This window comes from Sphingomonas zeicaulis (assembly GCF_050433225.1).
In the GTDB taxonomy this organism is placed as follows: domain Bacteria; phylum Pseudomonadota; class Alphaproteobacteria; order Sphingomonadales; family Sphingomonadaceae; genus Sphingomonas_D; species Sphingomonas_D zeicaulis.
The window spans coordinates 107,800-131,718 of record NZ_JBNPXQ010000007.1; the positions used below are offsets into that span (position 1 = coordinate 107,800).

Genomic DNA, 23,919 nt, shown 5'->3' on the forward strand with positions numbered 1-23,919 from the left:
GCTCGGGGAAGGGAATTCCGGCCTCAGCCTACCTCGACGCCCTTCCAGAACGCGATCCGGTCCCGAATCTCGTCGGCGGCCGGCTTGGTTTCCGGATAATACCAGGCCGCATCGCGGTTCTCGGCGCCGTCGACGACCAGGCTGTAATAGCTCGCCGTGCCCTTCCACGGACAGACGCTGGTCGTGCCGCTGGGCACCAGCAGCGCAGCGTTCACCGCCTCTCGCGGGAAATAATGATTGCCCTCGACGACGATGGTTTCGTTCGACTCGGCGATCGTCGCGCCGTTCCACACTGCCTTCACCATGATCGACTCCTAGCGTTCGGAACCGAGATGGGGAGGCGGGCACGGAATGCCAGAGGTCAGCCGGCGTCGATCGTGCCCGCCACCATCGTCCGCACACGGCCGCCGATCCACGCGGTATCGCCCTCATAGTCGACGAACACGCGGCCACGGCGCCCGAGCCGCGTACCCTGCGCGGCAACATAGGCGCCATCCGTCCGCCCGGTTTCGCGCAGCCACATCGCGACGGCGGCATTGAAGCTGCCGGTTACCGGATCCTCGATGAGCGTGTGGTTCGCATCGCTGAAGATCGTGCGGATCTCCCAGGCGATGTCCGATCCGGTGGCGTGCGGACCGACCAATCCGATATCGATATGGTCGTCATGATAGCGCAACGGCTCGACCGCGAGCACCGCCTCGGCCGATTTCAGCATCACGCCGATCCAGCCCGGCCCGTTGTCCGCCCAGCGGCACTCCACGATCTCGGCCGGATCGATGCGCAGCACCTCGACCACCTGGGCGAACGCCGCGGCATCGACCGCGCCCGCACGCAGCAGTGGCGGCGCGGCGAAGGCGAGGCGGTCGTCATCCTGCCGGATCGGGATCAGCCCGGCGTCGCACTGCTGGACGATCCGCCCCGCCTCGCGCGGCACCCCGCCCGCTTCCAGCCAAGCATGGCAGGTGCCCAGCGTCGGGTGGCCCGCGAAGGGCAGTTCCCGTTCCAGCGTGAAGATCCGCACGCGATAATCGGCGCCTGCCTCGGTCGGCGGCAGCAGGAAGGTCGTTTCGGACAGGTTGAACCAGCGCGCCATGCGCTGCATCGTCTGGGTATCGAGGCCTTCGGCGGCGTGGACCACAGCCAGCGGATTGCCCGAAAGAGGGCCGTCATGGAACACGTCCAGCAGTCCGTAGCGCCTGTCGATCATCATTGCCTCCATCAACCGAGCCGTCGGATGGCGCCATTGCCGCTCCGATGACAGAGACAGTTCAGTACGATTTCGTCAAACCGTACTGGCAATATCGACAAAAATGGGATGGCAGGCGATGGTCCTGCCACCCCATCCCCCTGTTAGTCCTCGCGCTTCCAGCCGAAGGCCTGGAGCATGATGTCGAAGAGATGCGTATTGGCGAAGAAGCCGTGCACCTGCTCGGCGCCCGGGCCGGATGCCGCCACGATCACTTCCTCGCCGGTATGGCCATCCTGGACGCTGATCACCGCGTTGGCCGCCGCGGTCACGCCGGGCTTGGCCGCCTCGGCCGCGAACTGATCCGCCAGCGGCGTATCGCGTTTGCCACCGCCCATGCGCAGCCCGAAGCTGTGATCGGCGGTGAACAGGATCAACGTATCCTCGCCGGCGACCTCGTGGACGCGGCGGATCATGTCGTCCATTTCCTTGACGTGGCGCAGGCCCGCGTCCGGATTGTCGGTGTGCATGTCCCACTCGACCATCAGGAAATAGCCTTTTGGATTGCGCGCGAGCTGGGCGATCGTCGCCTCTACCGCGGGGATCGGCTCATAATCGCCGTCACGCAGCACCGCCGCGCGGCCGGCTTTGCGCACCAGCGCGGGATCCTCGCCATAGCGATAGCCGGCAGCCGCGAACGCCTTTTCGGCGGTGGTCTGCTGGCCGGCGAAGGCGGCCGTCGCGTCCGCGCGGCCCTTGCCGATCAGGATGTCGACACCGTTGCCGAAGCGCGGCGCGAGCATTTGGCGGAAGATCTCATCCTTGGCCTTGCGCGCACCGACATGCGCATAGCAGGCGGCCGGCGTCGCGTCCCAGATCGGCATGTTGGTGACGACGCCCGTCGAAAGCCCGCGCTGCTCCGCATATTCGAGCAGGGTCTTGACCGGAGCCACCTCGTCGCCAGTGCCCGTCGGCACGGCGGAAACCATCGAATTGTTGGTCTTCCTGCCGGTCATGATCGCGGTCATCCCGGCGCCCGAGTCCGTTACCCAGCGGTTGAGCGACGAGGTGTCGGAAAGGCCGATATAGGGCATGGTGTGGAGGAACAGCGACTGCGGGCGGTTGTTGGTGAGAATGCCCGCGGCGTTGATCGTCGGCAGGCCGCCGGCGTCGCCGAGGAAGAGGATGATGTTGCGCGCCTTCTTGGCTGGCGAAGGCGGTTGCGCGGGTTTCGCTTCCTTTGCAGGCTTCGCCTCGGCGGATGCGCTGCCACCGACGAGAAGCACACCGATCATCAGGTGGACGAGGATCGATCGCTTTTTCCCGTTCCCGAACGTCTTCATGCATTGTCTCCTTGTCGGGGATAGCGAAGCACCGCGCGCCCGCATGAGGTGCACGCCCAACCCCGCCTGATTGTCTTCGAGTTCCTGCAGGTTCGCCGGGCAGCAGGCTTCGTCGCGACGTCCACGGTCGGGCGCCGTCGGGATGGCGACCTAGGCAGCGCAATTTACGTTTTTGTGACAGCCTTGGAGCAATAGCGAATTTCAACAATGATGCGCGCACTCGCCCACTGCGGGGACGCCGCCTAGCCGGCCTTTTTGTCCAGCACGTCGACCAGCAGGGTGTTGGCGCGCGGACCGTCCCAGTTCATCCCGCCGACGACGCGCCACACTTCCTTGCCCTCGGCATCGAACAGCACCGTGGTCGGCAGCATGCCCGTGGCGAAGGCAAAGCCCAGCCCGCTTTTCTGATCGAGATAAGGCTGGAGGTGCTTGAACTTCCGCTGCGCGAAGAAGTCCGCGATCAGTTCGGGCCCCTTGCTGTCCTGGCTGACGGTCAGCACCGTCATCCGGTCCCCGGCGCGCTCCGCCAGCGTGTCGAGCGTCGGCATCTCGGCGACGCAGGGGCCGCACCATGTCGCCCACAGGTTGACCAGCACCGGCTTGCCCTTGAAGTCGGCGAGCGTCACCGTCTTGCCGTCGGGCGCGGTGAAGGCGTCGGTGGGGGCGGGCGTCCCGCGCTTGGAGATGTCGAGCGTGCCCGCCAGTTCGCGGCCGCCGCCCGCCGGCGCTTCAGCGCTGGCGTTGGAACTGTTCGCCGCTGCTTGCGGCGCATCGTTCGATTGCCTATCGCACGCGGCGATCACGGGCAGCAGCATCAGAGGGAGAAAGGCGATCAGCGGCCGCAAGGAAAGCTCCAACAGCATGTGGGGCGGGCGCTTTGCCGAAGGCCCGGCATCGGTCATGCGCGAGATAAACGCCTCTATCCCCTTCGACAAGCGGATGTGGCAGCAGGACATCGCCGGATCGAAGGCGCATGTCGCGATGCTGGGTGCGCAGGCCATCGTCGCCGCCGAGGACGCGCAGGCGATCAGCGCCGGTCTCGACCGCATCGCCGAGGATTATGCCGCCAATGGCGTGCCGGTGGATCTCGCGCTCGAGGACATCCACATGGCGACCGAAGCGCGCCTTGCCGACCTGATCGGGCCGACCGCCGGCCGCCTGCACACCGCGCGCAGCCGCAACGACCAGGTCGCCACCGATTTCCGCCTGTGGGTGCGCGACGCCGTCGACATGGTCGATGCCGGGCTGAAGGGCCTCCAGGCCGCGCTGCTCGCACGCGCCGAGGAACATGCCGCCAGCGTGATGCCAGGCTTCACCCACCTTCAGGTCGCGCAGCCGGTGACGTTGGGCCATCATCTGATGGCCTATTTCGAGATGATCGCGCGCGATCGGAGCCGCTTCGCCGATGCCCGCGCGCGGATGAACCTGTGCCCGCTCGGCAGCGCCGCGCTCGCCGGCACCGGCTATCCGATCGACCGTCACGCGACCGCGGCGGCGCTGGGCTTCGACGGGCCGACGCGCAACTCGCTCGATTCGGTCAGCGACCGCGATTTCGCGCTCGACTATCTGATGGCGGCGACGCAGTGCGCGCTCCACCTCTCGCGGCTGGCCGAGGAAGTGATCATCTGGGCGAGCCAGCCCTTCGGCTTCGTCAAGCTGTCCGACGCCTGGTCGACCGGTTCCTCGATCATGCCGCAGAAGCGCAACCCCGACGCGGCGGAGCTGGTCCGCGGCCATGCCGGGCGGATCATGGGCTGCATGACCGCGCTGTCGGTGACGATGAAGGGCCTGCCGCTCGCCTATTCGAAGGACATGCAGGACGACAAGCCGCCGGTGTTCGAGGCACATGACCTGCTCGGTCTCTCGATCGCGGCGATGACCGGCATGGTCGAGACGTTGCACTTCGACACCGATCGCATGCGTACCGCGGCAATGGCCGGCTTCTCGACCGCGACCGACCTTGCCGACTGGCTGGTGCGCGATGCCGGTCTGCCCTTCCGCGAGGCGCATCATGTGACCGGCCGTATCGTCAAGCTTGCTGAGGAGAAGGGCGTCGGCCTCGCCGACCTCTCGCTCGACGAACTGAAGGCGGTCGACGAGCGTATCGACGAGCGGCTCTATGCGCTACTGACGGTGGATGCGTCGGTCGCCAGCCGGGCGAGCTTCGGCGGCACCGCGCCGGATCAGGTGCGTGCGCGCATCGCCGAGGCGAAGGCCGCGCTGGATTGAGGGAGTAAGCGGGTGAAGCGTGCGATCCTTGGAGCGGTGGTGCTGCTGGCGCTGGCCGCCTGCGGCAGCCGCGAAGCGCTGACCCCGCCGCCCGGCGCATCGATGCCACCGGCCGCCGCGGGTGACCCGACCCCGGCGACCGCCGAGGAACTGGTCACCCCCGACACCCAGTCCCGCCCCGCCCGCAGCGACGAACTCCTACGCCGTTCCGAACAGCGCAAGGACGACCGCTTCGACCTGCCCCCGCCAGGCTGAGGCGTGACGGCGGGGGCGATCACCGCGTCAGTAGCGATCACTGTCCCGCATCGACCGCACAAAATCTGCAGCGCTCTGGCTTTGCAGCGGCACGGAATTGGTCAAAGAGCGCAGTTCCGCGCTATCAACCCTCACACGCCGCGCAGCTGCCGTTGTAGCGTGACCTAAACGCTCACCGTTTGCGTCGAAGGACTTTACCACCTTCCACCCTCCCGTAACTGGCTCGCCATCAGCATGGCAGCACGCGCCAGTCGCGACGGTACCACAACCTGACATTGCCCGACGACAACGCGTTTTTCCTCCCGATTCCGCAGCAATCCGCTAAGGCGCGAACGTCATGGATCATTTCACCCTCATCGATGGCGTGATGCACGCCGAACAGGTTCCGCTCCCCGCCATCGCCGAGGCGGTGCAGACGCCGGTCTATGTCTATTCGACCGCGACGATCGAACGGCATGCCCGCGTGTTCTGCGAGGCGGTGGCCGGGTGCGGCAACGGCACGCCGCTGGTTGCCTTCGCGGTGAAGGCCAATCCCAATGGCGCGGTGCTCGCGACCCTGGCGAAGGCCGGGCTGGGTGCGGACGTCGTGTCCGAGGGTGAGCTGCTGCGCGCGCTCCATGCCGGCGTGGCGCCGGAGAAGATCGTGTTCTCGGGCGTCGGCAAGACCGCGGTGGAGATGGCGCGCGCGCTTGACGCGGGGATCGGCCAGTTCAACCTCGAATCCGAGCAGGAAGCCGAGATGCTGTCCGCGGTCGCCGCGGCGCGCGGGCAGACCGCGCATGTCGCCTACCGGATCAACCCGGATGTCGACGCCGGCACCCACGCCAAGATCTCCACCGGCAAGTCCGAGAACAAGTTCGGCATCCCCTATGACACCGCGCTCGCCGCCTATGATCGCGCGCGGGCGATGCCGGGGCTGCAGGTGCGCGGCGTCGCCGTCCATATCGGCAGCCAGTTGACCGACCTCGCCCCGCTGGAAGCCGCGTTCGGCCGCGTCGGCAGCCTGATCGCGGCGCTGCGTGAAGCGGGGCATGACATCGTCACCGCCGATCTCGGCGGCGGCCTCGGCGTGCCCTATGATCCCGCTTTGCCCGCGCCGCCGAGCCCCGAGGCCTATGGCGTGATGGTCCGCCGCGCGACCGAGGGCTGGAACGTGCGGCTGATGTTCGAGCCGGGGCGGCTGATCGTCGCCAATGCCGGCGTGCTGCTGACGAAGGTGATCCGGGTGAAGCCGGGCGTTACCACCCCGTTCGTGATCGTCGACGCGGCGATGAACGACCTGCTGCGTCCCAGCCTCTACGACGCCTGGCATGACATCCGCTCGGTCGCCCCGCGCGAGGGCGAGATGACCGCCACCGTCGTCGGCCCGGTCTGCGAGAGCGGCGACACCTTCGCGACCAAGCGCGACATGGGCGCGGTCGAGGCGGACGACCTGATCCTGTTCGCCACCGCCGGCGCCTATGGCGCAACGATGGCGAGCACCTACAACAGCCGTCCGCTGACGCCGGAGGTACTGGTGTCCGGCGATCGCTGGGCGGTGGTGCGCGAACGGCCGCCGGTGGAGGCGTTGATCGAGCAGGACACGCTGCCCGACTGGTTGTGATCAAACGCTTTTCTCTCACGGAAACGGAGTGAAAAGCGTGGCGGACTTTCCGAACCCTGCGCTAGCCTGAGGCCGACCTTGGGGGGGGGAGCCGGCGCCATGGATGTGCGATCGATCATTGTGCCGCCGTCGCGCATCGTCGCGATTCTTCTGATCCTGCTGATGTTCGGCACGCCGGTCGCCGTGCTGCTGTGGGTAACGGCGGTGCCGGGTCGATCGCATGAGGGCCCGCTGCCTGCGCTTACCGCCGAACAACGGCTGCTCGCTGAACATCTCGTGGCGCATGTGACGGCGATCGGCGCCACGGCGCACAATGTCGGTCATCCAGAGGCGCTCGATCGCGCCGCTGGCTATATCGAGGGGCAACTCACGAGCTTCGGCTACGCCGTCCAGCCGCAGCGTTTCCAGCCGGAGCTGCCGATCGTCCGCAACATCGAGGTGGTGATCGCGCCGCGTGCCGCGTCCGCACCAACATTGGTGCTCGGTGCGCACTATGACAGCGCATGGGATGCGCCTGGTGCCAACGATAATGGCTCTGGCACCGCAGCGGTCATCGAACTCGCACGGCGGCTCCGCGCGCTCGACAGGCGCTCGGCGTTGCGCATCCGTCTGGTGCTGTTCGCCAATGAGGAGCCGCCCTTCTTCGAGACCGAGGGCATGGGCAGCGTCGCCTATGCGCGGCGGCTCAAACGGTCGGGCGAGGCCGTCATCGGCATGATATCGCTGGAGACGATGGGCTATTATTCCGACCGGCGGGGCAGCCAGCATTATCCGCCGCCGCTGAGCCTGCTCTATCCCGGCACCGGCAATTTCATCGCCTTCGCCGGCACCACCGATTCGCGCGATTTCGTGCGGCGCGCCGTCGGCACCTTCCGTGCAACCACGCCTTTCCCCTCGGTCGGCGGCACCGCCCCCGCTTTCGTCCGCGGCATCGACTGGTCGGACCATCGATCCTTCACCGCGGTCGGCATCCCGGCGCTGATGGTCACCGATACCGCACCGTTCCGCTATCCCTATTACCACACCCAGTCGGACACGCCGGACAAGCTGGATTATCAACGGCTGGCGCGGGTCGTCGAGGGGCTGGAACGGGTGGTGCGCGCTTGGGAAAAAGAGGCGCGCTGAATCCTATCCGGCCGCTCAGCGCTCGACGATCACCTTGTCCCGGCCGGCATGCTTGGCTTCATAGAGCAGCCCATCCGCGCGGCGCATGACTTGCGACAAGGGTTCGGCAGGGGCCTGGGCGGCGATGCCGGCGCTCAGCGTGGCGCGGAACTCGGCGGGCAGGCCTTCGAACGTCAGCCGGGCGAAGCGCGCGCGCAAGGTCTCAGCGACGAGCCCCATCTGGGTCGAGTCGCTGCCGAGCCGCAGCATGGCGAACTCCTCGCCGCCAAGCCGCCCAATCAACGTCGTCGGGCTGGCAAAGCTGGCCAGGAGATCGGCGAGCGCACAGATCACCACGTCGCCCGCAGCATGGCCGAACCGGTCGTTGATCGACTTGAAATGGTCGATGTCGACCATCACCACCGCAACGTCGCCGCCGCCGCGGCGCGCGAGAAGCTGGGTGGCGCGATCATCGAAGCCGCGGCGGTTGAGCAGCCCCGTCAGCATGTCGGTATCCGCCTGCAGCCGCGTGCTGGTGAGCATCTCCCGCATCACGACGAGGATGAGTTGCAGCCCGGTGGCGATCAGCAGCACGCCCGACGTCGCCTGCGAGATCAACGCATAGGTGCTGCCGGCATAATCGCGCGCGGTCGCCCCCGGATAGAACCAGGTCGCGATGAGCGGCTTCAGCAGGAAATGCCCGGACAGGAGCGCGAAAATAACGAACAGCGCGATCGTCCAGCTGTCCCGCCGACGCGATGCCAGTACGATGCCCGCACACGCCGCCAACATCGCCGCGAAGGGCAGTTGGTAGAGGAACTCATAGGTGAAGTTGCCGCGCGTGCCGCCCCAGATCGCCAGCCGCAGCGCGAAGGATGCGCCAAGCAGCCCATACAGCAGCAGCCAGGGCGGCCGCCGGCCGAAGAAGCGCGACAGCGCGATCGCCATCAGGAAAAAGGATGTGACGAATGCGGCATGGCTCAGCCACACGAAGGGCTCGGGCACGGCGACCAGCGGGATCAGCAGTTCGCTGGCGGGCGTCAGGATGCCGACGGCATAAGTCAGCGCGAACAGCAGGACGTTGCGATGCGCCCGATCGCTGAGCCCGATGAGCAGAAAGGCGGTCGCGAACAGCAGCGCGAAGGCGATATTGCCTGCCAGAGCGAACGCTGCACCCGCCATCATCGCCCGCCCCCGCGGGCATCCGCGAAGACCTCATCCCCCACCTGCAGCGCGCGGCCCATCCCACTCGCTGCAGCGCCGTATCACATTCAGGGGTTAAGGATGAGTAGCCAAGCGACTAAAGGCTCATCAGGGCGGGATCGCCACCCTGCGCGGTGATGTTGACCGAAAGCGCGCGCTCGATGGCGAAGCGCAGCAGCGCGTGCGGGCCGCCCGCCTTGGGGCCGGTGCCCGATAGCCCCTCCCCGCCGAAGGGCTGCACGCCGACCACCGCGCCGATGATCGAGCGGTTGACGTACATGTTGCCCGCCGGAACCAGCGCCCGCACTTCCTGCGCGAAACGGTCGATGCGGCTGTGGACGCCCAATGTCAGGCCATAGCCGCGCGCCGCCAGCTTCGCCGCGACCTGCGGCAGTTCGCCGGCGCGGTAGCGATAGACGTGGAGGATCGGGCCGAACACCTCGCGCTCAAGGAAGTCCGCGGTCGGGATCTCGGCGATCACCGGGCCGAAGAAGCTGCCCTTCGCGGCCAGCGTGCCGATTTCGCGGCGCGCGACGATCTTCGCCTCGCGCTCCAGCCGAGCGACATGCGCGTCCAGCGCCTCGCGCGCCTCGGCGTCAATCACTGGACCGATGTCGGTCGCGGGATCGGCGGGGTCGCCCATCACCAGCGCGTCGAGCGCGCCTTTCAGCGTCGCGATCGTCTCGTCGGCGCTTTCCTCGGGCAGATAGAGCAGGCGCAACGCCGAGCAGCGCTGGCCGGCCGAGCCGAAGGCTGAGAGAATCACGTCGTCCACCACCTGTTCGCGCAGCGCCGTCGTATCGACGAACATGCCGTTGAGCCCGCCGGTCTCGGCGATGAACGGCACGATCGGCCCGCGCCGCTCGGCGAGCGTACGGTTGATCGCCCAGGCGGTCTCGGTGCCGCCGGTGAAGGCGACGCCGTCGATCCCCGGATGCCTGGTCAGCGCCGCGCCGACGGTGGCGCCGTCACCCGGCAGCAGAGCCAGCAGCGCAGGGTCGAGCCCGGCCTTGTGAAACAGCCGCACCGCGGCGGCGGCGATCAGCGGGGTCTGCTCCGCAGGCTTGGCGAGCACGGCGTTGCCCGCCGCGAGCGCCGCGGCGATCTGGCCCGTGAAGATCGCCAGCGGGAAGTTCCACGGAGAGATGCACACGAACACGCCGCGGCCGCGCAGTTCGAGCTGATTGGTCTCGCCGACCGGGCCGGTCAGCGTCTCCAGCCCGACGAACTGACGCTCGGCGAGATGCGCGTAATAGCGGCAGAAATCGACCGCCTCGCGCACTTCGGCAACCCCGTCGTTGAGCGTCTTGCCCGCCTCGGCGGAGAGCAGCGCGATCAGCGCGTCCATCTCGCGCTCCAGCGCGTCGCCCATCGCGCGCAGCACCACGGCGCGGCCGGCGCCGCCGGCGCGGTCCCAGGCTGGCTGCGCCTTGCGCGCCAGCACCACCGCGCGATCGATATCCGCCGGCGTTGTATCACTGACCGTGCCGACGATGCGGGCGCCGTCCGAAGGGCTCACGACCGGCTTTGCCTGTGACGGGACCAGCACGCCACCGACGATCGCACCCGATTCGTAACGCTCGTCGCGCGCCGCATCGGCGGCGAGACGCGCCGCCTGGCGCGCATCGAACAGCGCATAGTCGCGGCCCAGCGGATTGATCCGGGCAAGGCCGTAGATGTCGGCCGGCAAAGGGATGCGCGGGTGGCGGCCGGGCTGCGCCTCGACCAGCGCGATCGGATCGCGCACGACATCTTCCACCGGCACCCGCTCGTCGAGCAGCGCGTGGACGAAGCTGCTGTTCGCGCCATTCTCAAGCAGGCGGCGAACGAGGTAGGGCAGCAATTCCTCATGCCCGCCGACGGGTGCATAGGCGCGCAGGATGATGCCGCCATAGCGGGCATCGGCGGCGGCATAGAGCGCCTCGCCCATGCCGTGCAGCCGCTGATGCTCGATCGTCACGCCCTTGGCACCCGCCATATGGCGCACCGCCGCGAGCGTGTGGGCATTGTGGCTGGCAAATTGCGGATAGAGGTCGGGCGAGGCGTCGATCAGCGCCTTGGCGCAGACGAGGTAGGAGAGGTCGGTCGCCGGCTTGGTGGTGTAGACCGGATAATCCGGGCGACCGGCGATCTGGCTGCGCTTGATCTCGCTGTCCCAATAGGCGCCCTTGACGAGACGAACCATGATCCGCCGGCCGCTCTCGCGCGCCAGCCGGGCAAGGCCCCCGATCACATGGCGCCCGCGCTTCTGATAGGCCTGCACCACGACGCCGAGGCCGCGCCATTCGGCGAGATCCGGCTCGCGCACCAGCCGCTCGACCAGCTTGAGCGAGAGCACGAGGCGATCGGCCTCCTCCGCGTCGATCGCGAAGTTGAGGTCGTAGCGCGCGGCGATCAGCGCCAGCCGCTTCACGCGCGGGTAGAGCTCTTCCATCACCCGCGCTTCCTGAACCGCCTCATAGCGCGGGCTGAGCGCGGAGAGCTTCACAGACACACCATGGCCAAGCTCAGGACCTGCACCGTCCGCCGCCTTGCCGACCGCGATAATCGCGTCGGCATAAATCTTCTCATAGCGCTCGGCATCATGGGCGGTGCGCGCGCCCTCGCCGAGCATGTCGAACGAGCAGAGCGTCTTTTCCTTGCGCGCGCGGGCCAGCGCATCGCCAATGGTGCGGCCGAGCACGAACTGCTCGCCCATCATCTTCACCGCGGCACCCACCGCCTGGCGGATCACCGGTTCGCCGACGCGCGCGGTCAGCCGCTTGAAGAAGCCGCCGAAATCGCGGCGGACCTCCTCGTCGACGTCGACTAGCCGGCCGGTCAGCATCAGTCCCCAGGTCGAGGCGTTGACGAACATGCTGTCCGACTTGCCGATATGGCTCGCCCAATCGGCCGCGCCGATCTTCTCGGCGATCAGCCGGTCGCGGGTGTCGGCGTCGGGGGTGCGGAGCAGCGCTTCGGAAAGGCACATCAGCGCCAGCCCTTCGCGCGTGCCGAGCGAGAATTCCTGCAGGAAGCTTTCGACGACGCCCTGCTTCTTGACCGACTGGCGCGCGGCGGTGACGAGCGCCGCGGCCTCGATGCCGATCGCCGCACGGTCCGCCGGGCTCAGCGGGTTGGCGTGCAGCAACTCGCGGATGACGTCGTTCTCGGGCGCATATTTTGCGTCGTCGATCGCATCCCAGGGAGAAATGTCGTTCAGCATGTCGGGTAGAGCTCCGGCGCGGGCCAATCGCCCGTCAGATCTGCAGGATATACTTTCCCTGGCCGAATGTGCTTCGTAAGTTACCTCTTCAGGCCGAAGGATTTGAAGCAATGGCGCCGCGTACCAAAGAGTCTTCGATCGACGAAACCGACCGCCGCCTGCTGCGCGTGCTGCAGGAGGATGGGCGGATCACCAACCAGGATCTCGCCACACGCTGCGGCCTTTCCCCCGCGGCCGCGTTCGAGCGGGTCAAGCGGCTGCGCGAAACCGGCGTGATCACCGGCTTCGCCGCGGCGCTCGACCCCGCCAAGCTCGGTCGGGCGCTGCTGATCTATGTCGAGATCCTGCTCGATCGTACGACCGACGATGTCTTCACCGCCTTCGCCGAACATGTCCGCCGCGTGCCCGACGTGCTCGAATGCCACATGGTCGCGGGCGGTTTCGACTATCTGCTGAAGGTGCGCGTGGCCGACATGGACGCCTATCGCACCTTTCTCGGCCATGAGATCGGCATGCTGCCGGGCGTGCGCGAGACGCGGACCTATGCGGTGCTGGAACAGGTGAAAAGCACCACCGCGCTGCCGATCTGAAGCGGGCTATGCGGTGTCCTTCCGGAACGCCGCCTCCCCGGCGTCCGACACCTCCACCCATTTTGGGTCTGGCGCGGCACCCGGCACATATTCGTCTTGCCAGTTCCACCATTTGTACGGGCGCGACTGCGGATAGCCCGGCGGGGAATCCTCCCATTCCTCCTGCCGGCCGAGTGCAGTGAGGTCGAGATAGCTCCACACCGTACCGACCGCCTCGTCGCCGCGATTGTTGATGAAATAGGTGCGGAAGATGCGGTCGCCGTCGCGGATGAAGATGTTGTGGCCATGCCATTGGTCGACGCCGAAATCGGCATCGAAAGTGTCGGTGATCGTCACCCACGGTATCGACCAGCCCATCCGCGCCTTCATGCGGGCGACGTCGGGCTGCGATGCGCGCGAGGCGAAGACCAAGGTCGTGTCGCGCGCGTTGAGGTGCGCGAGGTGGCTGACCTGGTCCGCGACCATTGAGCAGCCGATGCAGCCATGATCGGGCCAGCCATGAACACCGGGCTCGAAGAAGGCGCGATAGACGATCAACTGCCGGCGCGCCGCGAACAGGTCGAGCAGGCTCAGGCTGCCTTCCGGCCCCTCGAAACGATAGTCCGTTTCTACCGCCAGCCACGGCATGCGGCGGCGCGCCGCCGCCAGCGCATCGCGCGCACGGGTGAACGCCTTTTCCTTCACCAGCATTTCAGCATGCGCGGCCTCCCACGCCTCGCGCGAGACGATCGGCGGCGCCTGCATGTCGGGCAGGTCATGCAAGGTTCCGGTTTCGGTCGATGACGTCATGGCGTTCACGCCTCCTCTCTCGGCTGACGGGTTCACGGCATCGTCCTGCCATGCGGGTATCAACCACTGAGAGTGACAAATGTGGCGCGATTTGGCGGGCGAACCGGCCAAGTGGGATGAGGACGGGCGACCCCGTATATCGAGCACGGCATCGGGCCGCCCTCATCCAACCCTGGCCGGTCGATCCATGCCGCCCGTACCGTCATGCCCCCGCTCAACCGAGCGAGAACACCCTCTCCATCACATCAATGCCAGCAATTCGCGCAGCGGGATGGTGGCGAAGGCCACCGAGCTGTCAGCGACGCCATAGGGCATGAACAGATCGTCCCCTACGCGCATCGCGCCGCAGGTATAGACCACGTTGGGCACATAGCCCTCGCGATCTTCGTCGGCGGCCGAGAGGATCGGCTGCGAGGTGCGGCCGAGCACGCGGGACGGGTTCTTGAGATCGAGCAGCACCGCGCCGATCGAATATTTGCGCATGGCGCCTACGCCATGGGTGAGCAGCAGCCAGCCTTCCTCGGTTTCGATGGGCGGGCCGCAATTGCCGATCTGCACGAGTTCCCAGGGATAGCGTGGCTCCAGCAGCCGCACCCCTTCGCCCCAGGTGCCGATATCGTCCGATTCGAGGAGGAACAGGTTCTGCCCGTCCTGCCGGCCGATCATGCGGTAGACGCCGTCGAAGGTGCGCGGGAACAGCGCCATGCCCTTGTTGCGCGCCGCCGGCCCCTTCATCGGCACCAGATCGAAGCTGGCGAAATCGCGCGTGCGCAGAAGCTGCGATTCGATCTCGCGCCCCGAATAGGCGGTGTAGGTACCGATCCATTCGGTCGAACCGTCCGGATGGGTGAATTCGACGAGGCGGAGATCCTCGAGCCCGTTGCGCTGCGCATCGGTGATCGGAAACAGCACCGTGCCGGACAGCGAACTATCCATGTGCCGATAGACGGTCACGGGCCCGTCCTGCCGCGCCACCGCGAGATCGATCGCGTGGCAGGCAGTGGCGAAGGGCGGCTCTGGCGACAGTTCGAAGCCGCGGCCCGGCGAGATGATGCCCTCCCGGAACGCGATCGACGAGATATGGCCCTCGCCCACCGAGCGCAGCGACATCAAGATGCGGATTGCGCCGTTGGAAAGTCCGCTCTGGTCGGGATGGCGCACCACGCTGGGGTTCATCAGCGCGGCAGCGGCATAGCTATATTCGTGGCAGAAATAGGCGCCGATCAGTTCCTGCTTCTCGGGGCGGATGGTGCTGGCATCCAGCCCGAGATGGTCGGCGATCTGGCCGAAGCGCTGCACGAACACCTTGCGGGTCTGCCAATGTCGCGCCTCGAAATCCCGGAAGACGAGCCCCAGCTCGGCGCGCACCGTGCGCATGTCCATCGCCAGCACCTCGGCAACGAGCTTCTCCGTCCTGCTCGGCGCATCGCTCGTGCGTTGCCAGGGCAGGTGGAAAGGCCGCACCACCACGCGTGACGGATCGGCGAACAACTTCAACTCGTGATGGTACAGATCGAGCATCGTCCCCCCGCACGCCAGCGACAATCAGCTCAGGCGGCAGCGACCCCCGTCACCCGGCCGGTCACCTGCGCACCGCATAGCTTGCGGATGCTGCATGTCGCCAGATGAAAGGCAAGCACCGATTCAGCCCCCTGGTTGTAATTGACCCCTCCGGGCATCAGCCCGTCGAAGCATTCGCCATTCGCGGGGTCGGCCAGCGCCAGCCCCAGATCATTCTCGCCACCGAACCAGCGATAGGCGGTCATCGCCACGTCGCGCCAGCGCGCATCGCCGGTCGCATCGAACGCGGCATCGCACGCATCGATCGTCGCCCAGGCCTCCAGCGGCTGCTGGTCGAACGGCAGGGGCGGCTGCAGTTCGCGGCCGAAGCTTTCGGTGCCCACGGCGCGGAACCGCCCGTCGGCATTGGTCTGCTGCGCGACGATCCAGTCCATCGTCTCGATGCCGCGCTTCACCATCAGCGGATCGGCGAGCGCGCTTCCCGCGCGGAGCAGCGCCTCGGGCAGGCGGCAATTGTCATAGGCGAGCACGATCTCGAACCAGGCCCAGTCGGGCCGGACATTGGCGTCGAGCAGCGCCATCAGGTCGGCGCCGAACTCGCGCAATATGCGCAGAGCGCCACCATGACCCGGGTGCGCCTCCGCCATTGCCGCGGCGCCCAGGATCGCAAAGGCGCGCGCACGCGGCGCCCCGAGCTTGAGCGCGTGGCTGGCGACCTGATCGAACAGGCTGGTCGCCCACCGCCTGAATTGCGGGCGGCGGGCGTCTCGTGCGGTTACCCCGATCGACCACAAGGTGCGGCCGAAACTGTCTTCCGACCCGCTATCCTCCAGCCAATGCCGATCGAAGGCCATGAAATTACGGAAGGACCCGGTCGCGGGGTTCCAGGCGTGCTGAACGAACGCCGCATAAACCGGCGTCCAGCGATCATAATGAGCGTCGTCGAGTTGGTCGTGCCGGCTGGTCAACAGCAGCGCGCGCGCATTGTCGTCGACGCAATAGCCGTGCGTCCGATCAGGAATCGAGAACAGGCTATGCTGCAGCATGCCGGTCGAATCGCTCAACCGTTCGATCGCGTCGAAGGAGACATGCTCGGGGATGTCCGGCCGCGCCTGGCGGAAGACCTGGCCCGCCCGCTTGCGCGCACGACGCGCGCGAGCCAGCGGGCGGAAAACAGTCATATGCGCATCGGCAGAGGAGGACCAGACCATCGTCCTGCCGCGCGCGTAGCTGCGCTCCCGCAGCCGTGCCAAAGCGTCCGGGTTGGAGAGCAGGCCGATGATCTCTGCGGCAAAGCCGGCCGAATCCCCGAACGGCACCAGCCGCCCGTCTCCGGTGCCGAGCAGTTCGCTGGCATGGACATAGGGCGTCGAGATCACCGGCTTGCCAAGCCCGATCGCGTAGGACAGCGTACCCGAGGTCACCTGCGCAGGATTAAGATAGGGCGTGACATAGATGTCCGCCGCGGCCAGCCAATCGAGCAGTTCATCGGTTTCGAGAAACGCGTCGACCCAAAGGATGTTGTCCGCGACGCCATGTGCGTCGGCCAGTGCTTTCAGCCGGTCGCGATAAGCCTCACCCTCATGCGCGACCAGATGCGGATGCGTGGCACCGAGCACCGCATAGAGCGCGTTGGGAAAACGCTCCACAACTGCGGGCATCGCCTCGATCATCGTCTCGATGCCCTTGCCCGGCGAAAGCAGGCCGAAGGTGAGAACCACGTCACGGTCGGCGAGGCCGAGCTTCTCCTTCATCGGCGCGGTCGGCATGAAGGGGCGGTCGGGAATGCCGTGGGGAATGACGCTGATCTGCGCGGGGTTTGCGCCATAGACGCGAACCAGCGTGTCACGGCCCATTTCAGCCATCACGATCAGCCGATCGGCAAGCCGAACGATTCGGTCCATCACATGGCGCTGTGCCTGATCAGGCGTGTCCAGAACGGTGTGCAAGGTAACCGCAACCGGGATCGACACGCGATCGAGCAGGCTTAGGATGAACTGACCGGCGTCGCCGCCGAAGATGCCATATTCGTGCTGCAGCCAGACCAGGTCCGCCCCGCTTGCCTCGATGCGGCGGGCGGCTTCGAGATAGGCGGCGGGATCCTGCTGCTCGATCCGGTGGACGACAGCTTCGGGATAATCATAGTCCTGCCCGTCGTTCATCGCGTAGACGTCGACGGCGACGCCTGGGAACCGTTCGGCAAAGGCGACGCGGATATCGGTTGTGAAGGTTGCGATGCCGCAACGGCGCGGCAGATAGTTGCCGATCAGCGCGATACGTCGCACCGGCGAGCCCTTCTCGCTGCCGCTGTCGTTCGCGCCCTTCGACGCTGCATTTCGCTCCCGCAATGACATTTTCATCCACCTGTTCTCCGCAGCACAGCAACGAGGATGGAATGATTCGGTTGCGTTCATGATGCACTGCAGCATCAATTATTGCAATGCGATGACGCAACTCTGGCCAGTCTGTGGGATTCCCGCGCCCGAATGCGGCTCGCCAGCGCCTTTGAAATTTTATAACAAGGCGTGAGAACAGCAATTGGAGAGAGCTTTGGAAGGCGCGCCCGACCGCCGCAACCTGCCGCCGCTTCGGCTGCACATACCCGAACCCCGTTTTCGCCCAGGCGATTCGGTGGATTTCAGCGATGTCGCAATCCCCGCGGCCGGTGCCGCACCCCGCCCTGCCGCCGACGCCGTACCGGACAGTTTCCACGAACTCGCCTATTCGATGGTGCGGGTTCTGGACGATCAGGGCCATGCCGTCGGCCCCTGGGATCCACGGCTGACGTCCGATCGCCTGCGCGCGATGTTGCGCGCTATGGCGCTGACCCGTGCGTTCGACGAGCGCATGTTCCGCGCCCAGCGGCAGGGCAAGACCAGCTTCTACATGAAGTGCACCGGCGAGGAGGCCGTCGCGGTTGCCGCCGCCTTCGCGCTGCAGCCGGACGATATGTGCTTCCCCAGCTATCGCCAGCAGGGCCTGCTGATCGCGCGCGACTGGGACATCGTCGACATGATGAACCAGATCTATTCGAACAAGGGCGATCGGCTGCAGGGCAAGCAGCTTCCCATCATGTATTCGGTGCGCGAGGCCGGCTTCTTCTCGATCTCGGGCAACCTTACCACCCAATATCCCCAGGCGGTGGGCTGGGCGATGGCGTCCGCGGCGAAGGGCGACACGCGCATCGCCGCGACCTGGTGCGGCGAGGGATCGACTGCCGAGGGCGATTTCCATTCTGCATGCACCTTCGCCAGCGTCTATCGCGCGCCTGTGATCATGAACGTGGTCAACAACCAGTGGGCGATCAGCAGCTTCTCGGGCTTTGCCGGCGCCGAATCGACAACCTTCGCCGCGCGCGCGATCGGCTATGGCATCGCCGGCCTCAGGGTGGACGGCAATGACGCGCTAGCGGTCTACGCCGCGACCGAATGGGCGGCGGAGCGGGCGCGCACCAACCAGGGCCCGACCTTGATCGAGCATTTCACCTATCGCGCCGAGGGCCACAGCACCTCGGACGATCCCAGCGCCTATCGATCCGCCGAGGAGCGGACCGAGTGGCCGCTCGGCGATCCGATCGCGCGCCTCAAGCAGCACCTGATCACGCTCGGCGAATGGGATGAGGAACGCCACGCGGCGATGGACCTGGAACTCGCCGAATATGTGAAGGAGGCGGCGCGCACCGCCGAGAAGAATGGCGTGCTCGGCCATGGCATGCACCAGCCGATGGAGACGCTGTTCGAGGGGGTGTTCGAGGAGATCCCGTGGCATCTGAAGGAACAGCGCGCGCAGATGCTTTCCGAATATGACATCGCCGGCCGGCCGGGGGCGCGCAAATGAGCCGGATGAACATGATCCAGGCGATCAACAGCGCGATGGACGTGATGATGGATCGCGACCCCGCGGTGGTCGTGATGGGTGAGGATGTCGGCTATTTCGGCGGCGTGTTCCGCGCAACGGCCGGGCTGCAGGCCAAATATGGCAAGACCCGCGTGTTCGACACGCCGATCACCGAATGCGGTATCATCGGCGTGGCGGTGGGCATGGGTGCCTATGGCCTGCGACCCGTGCCCGAAATCCAGTTCGCCGACTATATCTACCCTGCGCTCGACCAGCTCGTCTCGGAGGCGGCGCGGCTGCGCTACCGCTCGGCCGGCGAGTTCATCGCGCCGATGACTGTGCGCTCGCCCTTCGGCGGCGGCATCTTCGGCGGCCAGACCCACAGCCAGAGCCCGGAGGGCATCTTCACCCACGTTTCTGGCGTGAAAACCGTCATCCCTTCCACCCCCTATGACGCCAAGGGGCTGTTGATCGCCGCGATCGAGGACAATGATCCGGTGATCTTCTTCGAGCCCAAGCGCATCTATAACGGCCCGTTCGACGGCCATTATGATCGCCCGGCGCGCAATTGGTCCGCCCATCCCGCGGGCGAGGTGCCGGAGGGCTATTACCGGATCGAACTCGGCAAGGCCGCGATCGTCCGGCCCGGCGAGGCGGTGACGATCCTGTGCTACGGCACGATGGTCCATGTCGTCGCGAGCACGATCGAGGATCTGGGCGTCGACGCCGAGATCGTCGACCTGCGCACCTTGCTGCCGCTCGACATCGAGACGATCGAGGCGTCCGTGAAGAAGACCGGCCGCTGCATGATCGTCCATGAGGCAACGCGCACCGCCGGCTTCGGCGCGGAGCTTTCGGCGCTGGTGCAGGAGCGCTGCTTCTACCACCTCGAAGCACCGATCGAACGCGTGACCGGCTTCGACACCCCTTATCCCCACAGCCTCGAATGGGCCTATTTTCCCGGCCCGGTCCGCATCGGCGAGGCGCTCAAGAAGATCCTGAAGGACTGATCGCGATGAACCGCTTTCTCCTCTCCACCGTTCGTGTCGAGCGCAGTCGAGACACAATTTTCGTGGCCACAATGTCCCTCGACTGCGCTCGGGACGAACGGAGCAACGGGTAATGGCGCTGTTCACGTTCAAGCTGCCCGATATCGGCGAAGGCATATCCGAAGCGGAGATCGTGGCGTGGCACGTCGCTGTCGGCGACCTCGTCACCGAGGACCAGCAGATTTGCGACATGATGACCGACAAGGCGACCGTCGAGATGGAATCGCCGGTGGCGGGCAAGGTGGTCCAGGTCGGCGGCGAGGTCGGCGACGTGATCGCGATCGGCTCCGCATTGGTGGTGATCGAGATCGAGGGTGAGGCTGCAGAGGTGGCCGAGCGGATCGACGCCGAGACACCTGATGCAGAGACGGTCGAGAAGGTGGAGGATGTGTCTCCGCCCTCTTCCCGCGGGGAAGAGGGCAACCCCGCCCCGGACATCCGTCACGCAGACGCCGGTCCTCAGCCCGACCCGCTCCCGCAAGAGCAGCAGGCGCCGCAGAAGAAAAATATCCTTGCTTCCCCAGCGGTGCGCGAGCGTGCCGCCAATCTCGGCATCGACCTTGCTGACGTGAAGCCGGCGCAAGGTGATCGCGTGCGTCACGCCGATCTCGACGCCTTCCTCACCTACAATGGCGCCGCGCAGGGGCTGCGTCCGGCCGGCGCCACCCGGGCGGACGAGGCGATCAAGGTCATCGGCATGCGCCGTCGGATCGCCGAGAATATGGCCGCCTCCAAGCGTTCGATCCCGCACTTCACCTATGTCGAGGAGATCGACGTCACCGCGCTGGAGGACATGCGTGCCGACCTTAACGACAATCGCGGCAGCCGCCCCAAGCTGACCTTGCTGCCGCTGCTGATCGTCGCGATCTGCAAGGCGCTGCCGCGCTTCCCGATGATCAATGCGCGCTATGACGATGAGGCGGGCGTGGTCACCCGCCACGGCGCTGTGCACCTCGGCATGGCCACGCAGACCGATGCAGGGCTGATGGTGCCGGTAATCCGCGATGCGCAGGCGAAGAATGTCTGGCAGCTCGCCAGCGACATTCTTCGCCTTGCCGAGGCCGCACGCAGCGGCAAGGCGAAGTCGGAGGAGCTTTCGGGATCGACGCTGACCGTCACCTCGCTCGGCCCGCTCGGTGGCATCGCAACGACGCCGGTGATCAATCGTCCCGAGGTCGCAATCATCGGCCCCAACCGTATTGTCGAGCGGCCGATCATCCAGGATGGCGAAATCGTCGCCGCCAAGCTGATGAACCTGTCGATCAGTTGCGACCATCGGGTTGTCGACGGCTGGGATGCGGCAAGCTTCATCCAGGCCGTCAAGCTGTTGCTCGAAACGCCGGTGCTGCTGTTCGCGGACTGATCGCTCAACCGAATGGTTGATCGAATGGAGGCTCGCGTCTATCTTCAACCTCATGGTTGAACGACTCGACGCGACCTTCAAGGCGCTTGCAGACCCCACCCGCCGCGCGATGCTGGCAAATCTCGCGCTAGGCGAGCGCTCGATCGGCGAGCTCGCCCAACCCTTCGCGATCAGCTTCGAGGGCGCCTCCAAACATGTCCGGATGCTCGAGCGCGCCGGGCTGGTGACGCGCCGTGTCGAGGGCCGCGTCCACCGCCTCGCCCTGGCCCCCGCCGCGCTCGCCGAGGCGGACGCCTGGCTGCGTCAGTGGGAGCATTTCTGGAACCACCGGCTCGATCTGCTCGAGGCCTTCATCAAGGCCGAACAACCGCCAGGAGACGAAGCATGAAGATCACTTTGTCGTCGATCATCGTCGACGATCAGGAAAAGGCGATCGCCTTCTATCGCGACGTGCTCGGTTTCGTGGTCAAGACCGACATTCCTGCAGGCGGCGCGCGCTGGATCACGCTCGCTTCGCCCGAGGATGAGGATGGCGCGCAGATCTCGCTTGAACCGGCGGGATTCGACTTCGCCAGGGCGTATCAGCGCGCGCTCAAGACCCATGGCGTGCCGCTCACCGCCTTCGCGACCGCGGATATCCACGCCGATTATGCCCGGCTGACCGCCGCCGGCGTTACCTTCAAGGCGCCGCCGTCGCAGGGCGACGCAGCAATGCCGACCATTGCCACCTTCGACGATGGCTGCGGCAACTGGATCATGCTGTATGAGGAGCCCAAGGCATGACCGGGTTCGCCGAGAAGGTCTCCGACGACACCGTCCGCATCGTCCGCACCCTCGCAGCTCCTGTCGAGCAGGTGTGGAACTGGCTGATCGACCCGGAGAAACGCGCGAAATGGTTCGCGGCGGGCACGGTGGATCCGCGGCCGGGCGGGCGGATCGTCTGCCTGTTCGATCACAACACGTTGTCTCCCGAACCCGGCGCAGTGCCAGAGCGCTACAGGGACGCGATCGGCCATCGCAGCGAACTGGCAATCCTCGATATCGATCCGCCCCGCCTGCTGCGGCACGAATGGGGCGATGGTTCAGTCGTGACCTTCGAACTTTCCCCGCACGACGGCGGCACGACATTGACGCTGACCCACAGCCGGCTGCGCGACATCGACGCGATGCGCAACGTCGCCGGCGGCTGGACGAGCCATCTGGCAGTGCTTGTGGATGTGATCGCCGGCCGTACACCACGCAATTTCTGGGCAACGCATGAGGAGAGCGAGGCGCAGGTGCGCGGACTGCTGGGCTGAGCGCGCAGCGGCGCCGGCCCAGGCGCTAAGCGGTTCGGACCGGCGTATAGGCCTCGATCAGCGCGTCGGCGGCGCGGACCAGTGCCTGGCAAGGACCCTGCGATCCGAAAATATGGTGCGTGCTGTAAGCGCCCTCGATGAGCATCAATATGCCGTCGGCCAGCGCCTCGGGTTCGCGCACGCTCATCTGGCGGGTGATGCCCACCAACCGATCGCGAAACTCCACCTTGCACTCTTCGAGCACCGCGCGCGCCGGATGCGCCTCAGGGAATTCGACCGCCGTGTTGGACATCGGGCAGCCGCGAAAATCGGGCGCCATCATGTCAGCGGCGTAGAGCTGGATCACCGCGCGGAGCTGGTTGCGCGGATCGTCTCCGGCCGCTGCAACGACCGCGTCAACCTGATGATCCTTGTCGTCCCGATAGCTTTCGAGGCACGCCGCGACGAGCGCATCCTTCGACTCGTAACTTCGATAGAGGCTGGGTTTGGTCACCCCGGCCTGGCCGACGATCTCGTCGACCCCGACGGCGCGGATCCCGCGTTTGTAAAAAAGGTCTCGGGCGACATCGAAGATGCGCTCACCCGCCGCCTTGCGCGGCGCTTCGCAGCATCCGTCCTTCGGCGTCCCCGCCTTGGTTCCGGTCTTCATTTCACAAATGGCATCCCAATTTCGAATCCGATGTAACAGATCGGTACATACGTTGCAAATAGTTGACGCTAAGTGAACGGCAAGGGCACGCACATGTTCCGCCCGCAAGCCCAAGGTCGCGCATTTGCCGAGACTTTTCCGAGGCTTTCCGCGCAAATGGCGGTTTGGCTTGCGGTCAATGAAGCTTTTCTATCGGCATCGCCTTCGCGGATGCAACACGAAAAAGCTTGCCATGTTACCGATCGGTACATATTAAGGCGGACGTACCGGTCAGTTACATCTGATTCGGCTTAGAGACAGTTTTGAACAGGGAGTAGTCCGATGGCATATGTTGCCTTCGACGAGTGGTCGTACGCGTCCGCCGCCCGCGCGGTGGCGACCGCGACGGTGGCCGCGCCCGCGGTTGACGACGAACCCGTCTTCGATGCGCTCGAGGAGCGCGTGATCGCCCTTGCCGCCGCCGACACGCGCTGGAGCGTGCGTCCGCGTGGTGTGCTGGGCCGGCTGGTCGAGCGGCTGTTCGGCTTCGCCCCCGCCAATCCACTGGCCGATCCCCGGCTGGAGGCGCTGCGCCGCTTTGCGGTGATCGCGCGCACCAGCCGCGGCCGGCCGCCAGAGGATGAAGTCGCCTCCTTCCTCTCCGCCGGCTTCCCGGCGCGCGCCGCAAGCGCGCTTTCCAATCCGTCGAGCTGAAA

22 protein-coding genes are annotated in these 23,919 nt (G+C 66.3%); 12 read left to right on the forward strand and 10 right to left on the reverse strand.

All coding sequences use genetic code 11. The features are described from left to right. Positions 1-23 precede the first annotated feature (23 nt). The 4 genes from FHS96_RS20785 to FHS96_RS20800 form a co-directional block, all read right to left on the reverse strand. Entirely contained in the window at positions 24-305 is a 282-nt protein-coding gene (locus tag FHS96_RS20785) for a DUF427 domain-containing protein (RefSeq protein WP_429596223.1), read from the reverse strand. Between the two features lie 56 nt (positions 306-361). Further along, positions 362-1,207, reverse strand: a complete 846-nt coding sequence (locus FHS96_RS20790; protein ID WP_429596226.1) for a PhzF family phenazine biosynthesis protein — start codon at positions 1,205-1,207, stop codon at positions 362-364. Positions 1,208-1,350: 143 nt separating this feature from the next. Then, positions 1,351-2,529, reverse strand: coding sequence for an alkaline phosphatase (locus FHS96_RS20795; protein ID WP_429596229.1), 1,179 nt, complete (start codon positions 2,527-2,529; stop codon positions 1,351-1,353). A gap of 242 nt (positions 2,530-2,771) precedes the next feature. Further along, positions 2,772-3,392, reverse strand: coding sequence for a TlpA family protein disulfide reductase (locus tag FHS96_RS20800; RefSeq protein WP_429596232.1), 621 nt, complete (start codon positions 3,390-3,392; stop codon positions 2,772-2,774). Here FHS96_RS20800 and argH point away from each other — a divergent pair. The 4 genes from argH (at position 3,391) to FHS96_RS20820 (ending at position 7,741) form a co-directional block, all read left to right on the forward strand. Further along, a complete protein-coding gene (argH, locus tag FHS96_RS20805) occupies positions 3,391-4,758 on the forward strand; it encodes an argininosuccinate lyase (protein WP_429596235.1) in 1,368 nt (455 codons plus the stop codon). The genes FHS96_RS20800 and argH overlap by 2 nt on opposite strands. 12 nt (positions 4,759-4,770) lie before the next feature. Beyond that, on the forward strand, positions 4,771-5,013 hold the full coding sequence (locus FHS96_RS20810; protein WP_429596238.1) for a hypothetical protein: 243 nt from the start codon (positions 4,771-4,773) through the stop codon (positions 5,011-5,013). Positions 5,014-5,350: 337 nt separating this feature from the next. Next, positions 5,351-6,616, forward strand: coding sequence for a diaminopimelate decarboxylase (gene lysA, locus FHS96_RS20815; RefSeq protein ID WP_429596241.1), 1,266 nt, complete (start codon positions 5,351-5,353; stop codon positions 6,614-6,616). 99 nt (positions 6,617-6,715) lie between these two features. Then, the gene (locus tag FHS96_RS20820; RefSeq protein ID WP_429596244.1) at positions 6,716-7,741 is read left to right on the forward strand and encodes a M28 family peptidase; all 1,026 of its coding nucleotides are present in this window, start codon (positions 6,716-6,718) and stop codon (positions 7,739-7,741) included. A gap of 15 nt (positions 7,742-7,756) precedes the next feature. Here FHS96_RS20820 and FHS96_RS20825 read toward each other — a convergent pair whose 3' ends face one another. After that, on the reverse strand, positions 7,757-8,905 hold the full coding sequence (locus tag FHS96_RS20825; RefSeq protein ID WP_429596247.1) for a GGDEF domain-containing protein: 1,149 nt from the start codon (positions 8,903-8,905) through the stop codon (positions 7,757-7,759). Between the two features lie 115 nt (positions 8,906-9,020). Beyond that, positions 9,021-12,128 carry a bifunctional proline dehydrogenase/L-glutamate gamma-semialdehyde dehydrogenase PutA gene (putA, locus tag FHS96_RS20830; protein ID WP_429596250.1) on the reverse strand — a complete coding sequence of 1,036 codons (3,108 nt, stop codon included), beginning with the start codon at positions 12,126-12,128 and terminating at the stop codon, positions 9,021-9,023. 110 nt (positions 12,129-12,238) lie between these two features. Here putA and FHS96_RS20835 point away from each other — a divergent pair, with 110 nt between their 5' ends. Then, positions 12,239-12,718 (forward strand): Lrp/AsnC ligand binding domain-containing protein, encoded by a 480-nt coding sequence (locus FHS96_RS20835; protein ID WP_429596253.1) that lies wholly within the window; start codon positions 12,239-12,241, stop codon positions 12,716-12,718. 6 nt (positions 12,719-12,724) lie between these two features. Here the strand turns inward: FHS96_RS20835 and FHS96_RS20840 are convergent, their stop codons facing one another. The 3 genes from FHS96_RS20840 to FHS96_RS20850 all read right to left on the reverse strand — a co-directional run bounded on the left by FHS96_RS20840 (position 12,725) and on the right by FHS96_RS20850 (position 17,382). Next, on the reverse strand, positions 12,725-13,507 hold the full coding sequence (locus FHS96_RS20840; protein ID WP_429596256.1) for a DUF899 domain-containing protein: 783 nt from the start codon (positions 13,505-13,507) through the stop codon (positions 12,725-12,727). A gap of 240 nt (positions 13,508-13,747) precedes the next feature. After that, positions 13,748-15,028, reverse strand: coding sequence for a glycoside hydrolase family 130 protein (locus tag FHS96_RS20845; protein WP_429596259.1), 1,281 nt, complete (start codon positions 15,026-15,028; stop codon positions 13,748-13,750). A 29-nt stretch (positions 15,029-15,057) separates the two neighbouring features. Continuing rightward, positions 15,058-17,382: a glycosyltransferase family 4 protein gene (locus FHS96_RS20850; RefSeq protein ID WP_429596892.1), complete on the reverse strand. Its 2,325-nt coding sequence runs from the start codon at positions 17,380-17,382 to the stop codon at positions 15,058-15,060. Positions 17,383-17,578: 196 nt separating this feature from the next. Between FHS96_RS20850 and FHS96_RS20855 the strand changes: the two genes are divergently transcribed. The 6 genes from FHS96_RS20855 (at position 17,579) to FHS96_RS20880 (ending at position 22,575) form a co-directional block, all read left to right on the forward strand. Beyond that, on the forward strand, positions 17,579-18,865 hold the full coding sequence (locus FHS96_RS20855) for a thiamine pyrophosphate-dependent enzyme (protein WP_429596262.1): 1,287 nt from the start codon (positions 17,579-17,581) through the stop codon (positions 18,863-18,865). A 5-nt stretch (positions 18,866-18,870) separates the two neighbouring features. Continuing rightward, on the forward strand, positions 18,871-19,875 hold the full coding sequence (locus tag FHS96_RS20860) for an alpha-ketoacid dehydrogenase subunit beta (protein ID WP_429596895.1): 1,005 nt from the start codon (positions 18,871-18,873) through the stop codon (positions 19,873-19,875). Between the two features lie 112 nt (positions 19,876-19,987). Beyond that, complete coding sequence (locus tag FHS96_RS20865) at positions 19,988-21,277, forward strand: dihydrolipoamide acetyltransferase family protein (RefSeq protein ID WP_429596264.1); 1,290 nt, start codon at positions 19,988-19,990, stop codon at positions 21,275-21,277. Positions 21,278-21,329: 52 nt separating this feature from the next. Continuing rightward, positions 21,330-21,665: an ArsR/SmtB family transcription factor gene (locus FHS96_RS20870; RefSeq protein WP_429596267.1), complete on the forward strand. Its 336-nt coding sequence runs from the start codon at positions 21,330-21,332 to the stop codon at positions 21,663-21,665. Further along, positions 21,662-22,060 carry a VOC family protein gene (locus FHS96_RS20875; protein ID WP_429596270.1) on the forward strand — a complete coding sequence of 133 codons (399 nt, stop codon included), beginning with the start codon at positions 21,662-21,664 and terminating at the stop codon, positions 22,058-22,060. Before FHS96_RS20870 ends, FHS96_RS20875 begins: the two co-directional genes overlap by 4 nt. Further along, the gene (locus tag FHS96_RS20880; protein WP_429596273.1) at positions 22,057-22,575 is read left to right on the forward strand and encodes an SRPBCC family protein; all 519 of its coding nucleotides are present in this window, start codon (positions 22,057-22,059) and stop codon (positions 22,573-22,575) included. The genes FHS96_RS20875 and FHS96_RS20880 overlap by 4 nt, the downstream gene beginning before the upstream one ends. Positions 22,576-22,600: 25 nt before the next feature. Here the strand turns inward: FHS96_RS20880 and FHS96_RS20885 are convergent, their stop codons facing one another. After that, on the reverse strand, positions 22,601-23,224 hold the full coding sequence (locus tag FHS96_RS20885) for a TetR/AcrR family transcriptional regulator (RefSeq protein WP_429596276.1): 624 nt from the start codon (positions 23,222-23,224) through the stop codon (positions 22,601-22,603). 321 nt (positions 23,225-23,545) lie between these two features. On the opposite strand from FHS96_RS20885, the gene FHS96_RS20890 reads away from it, so the two are divergent. Beyond that, on the forward strand, positions 23,546-23,917 hold the full coding sequence (locus FHS96_RS20890; RefSeq protein WP_429596279.1) for a hypothetical protein: 372 nt from the start codon (positions 23,546-23,548) through the stop codon (positions 23,915-23,917). The last annotated feature ends 2 nt before the right edge of the window (positions 23,918-23,919 follow it).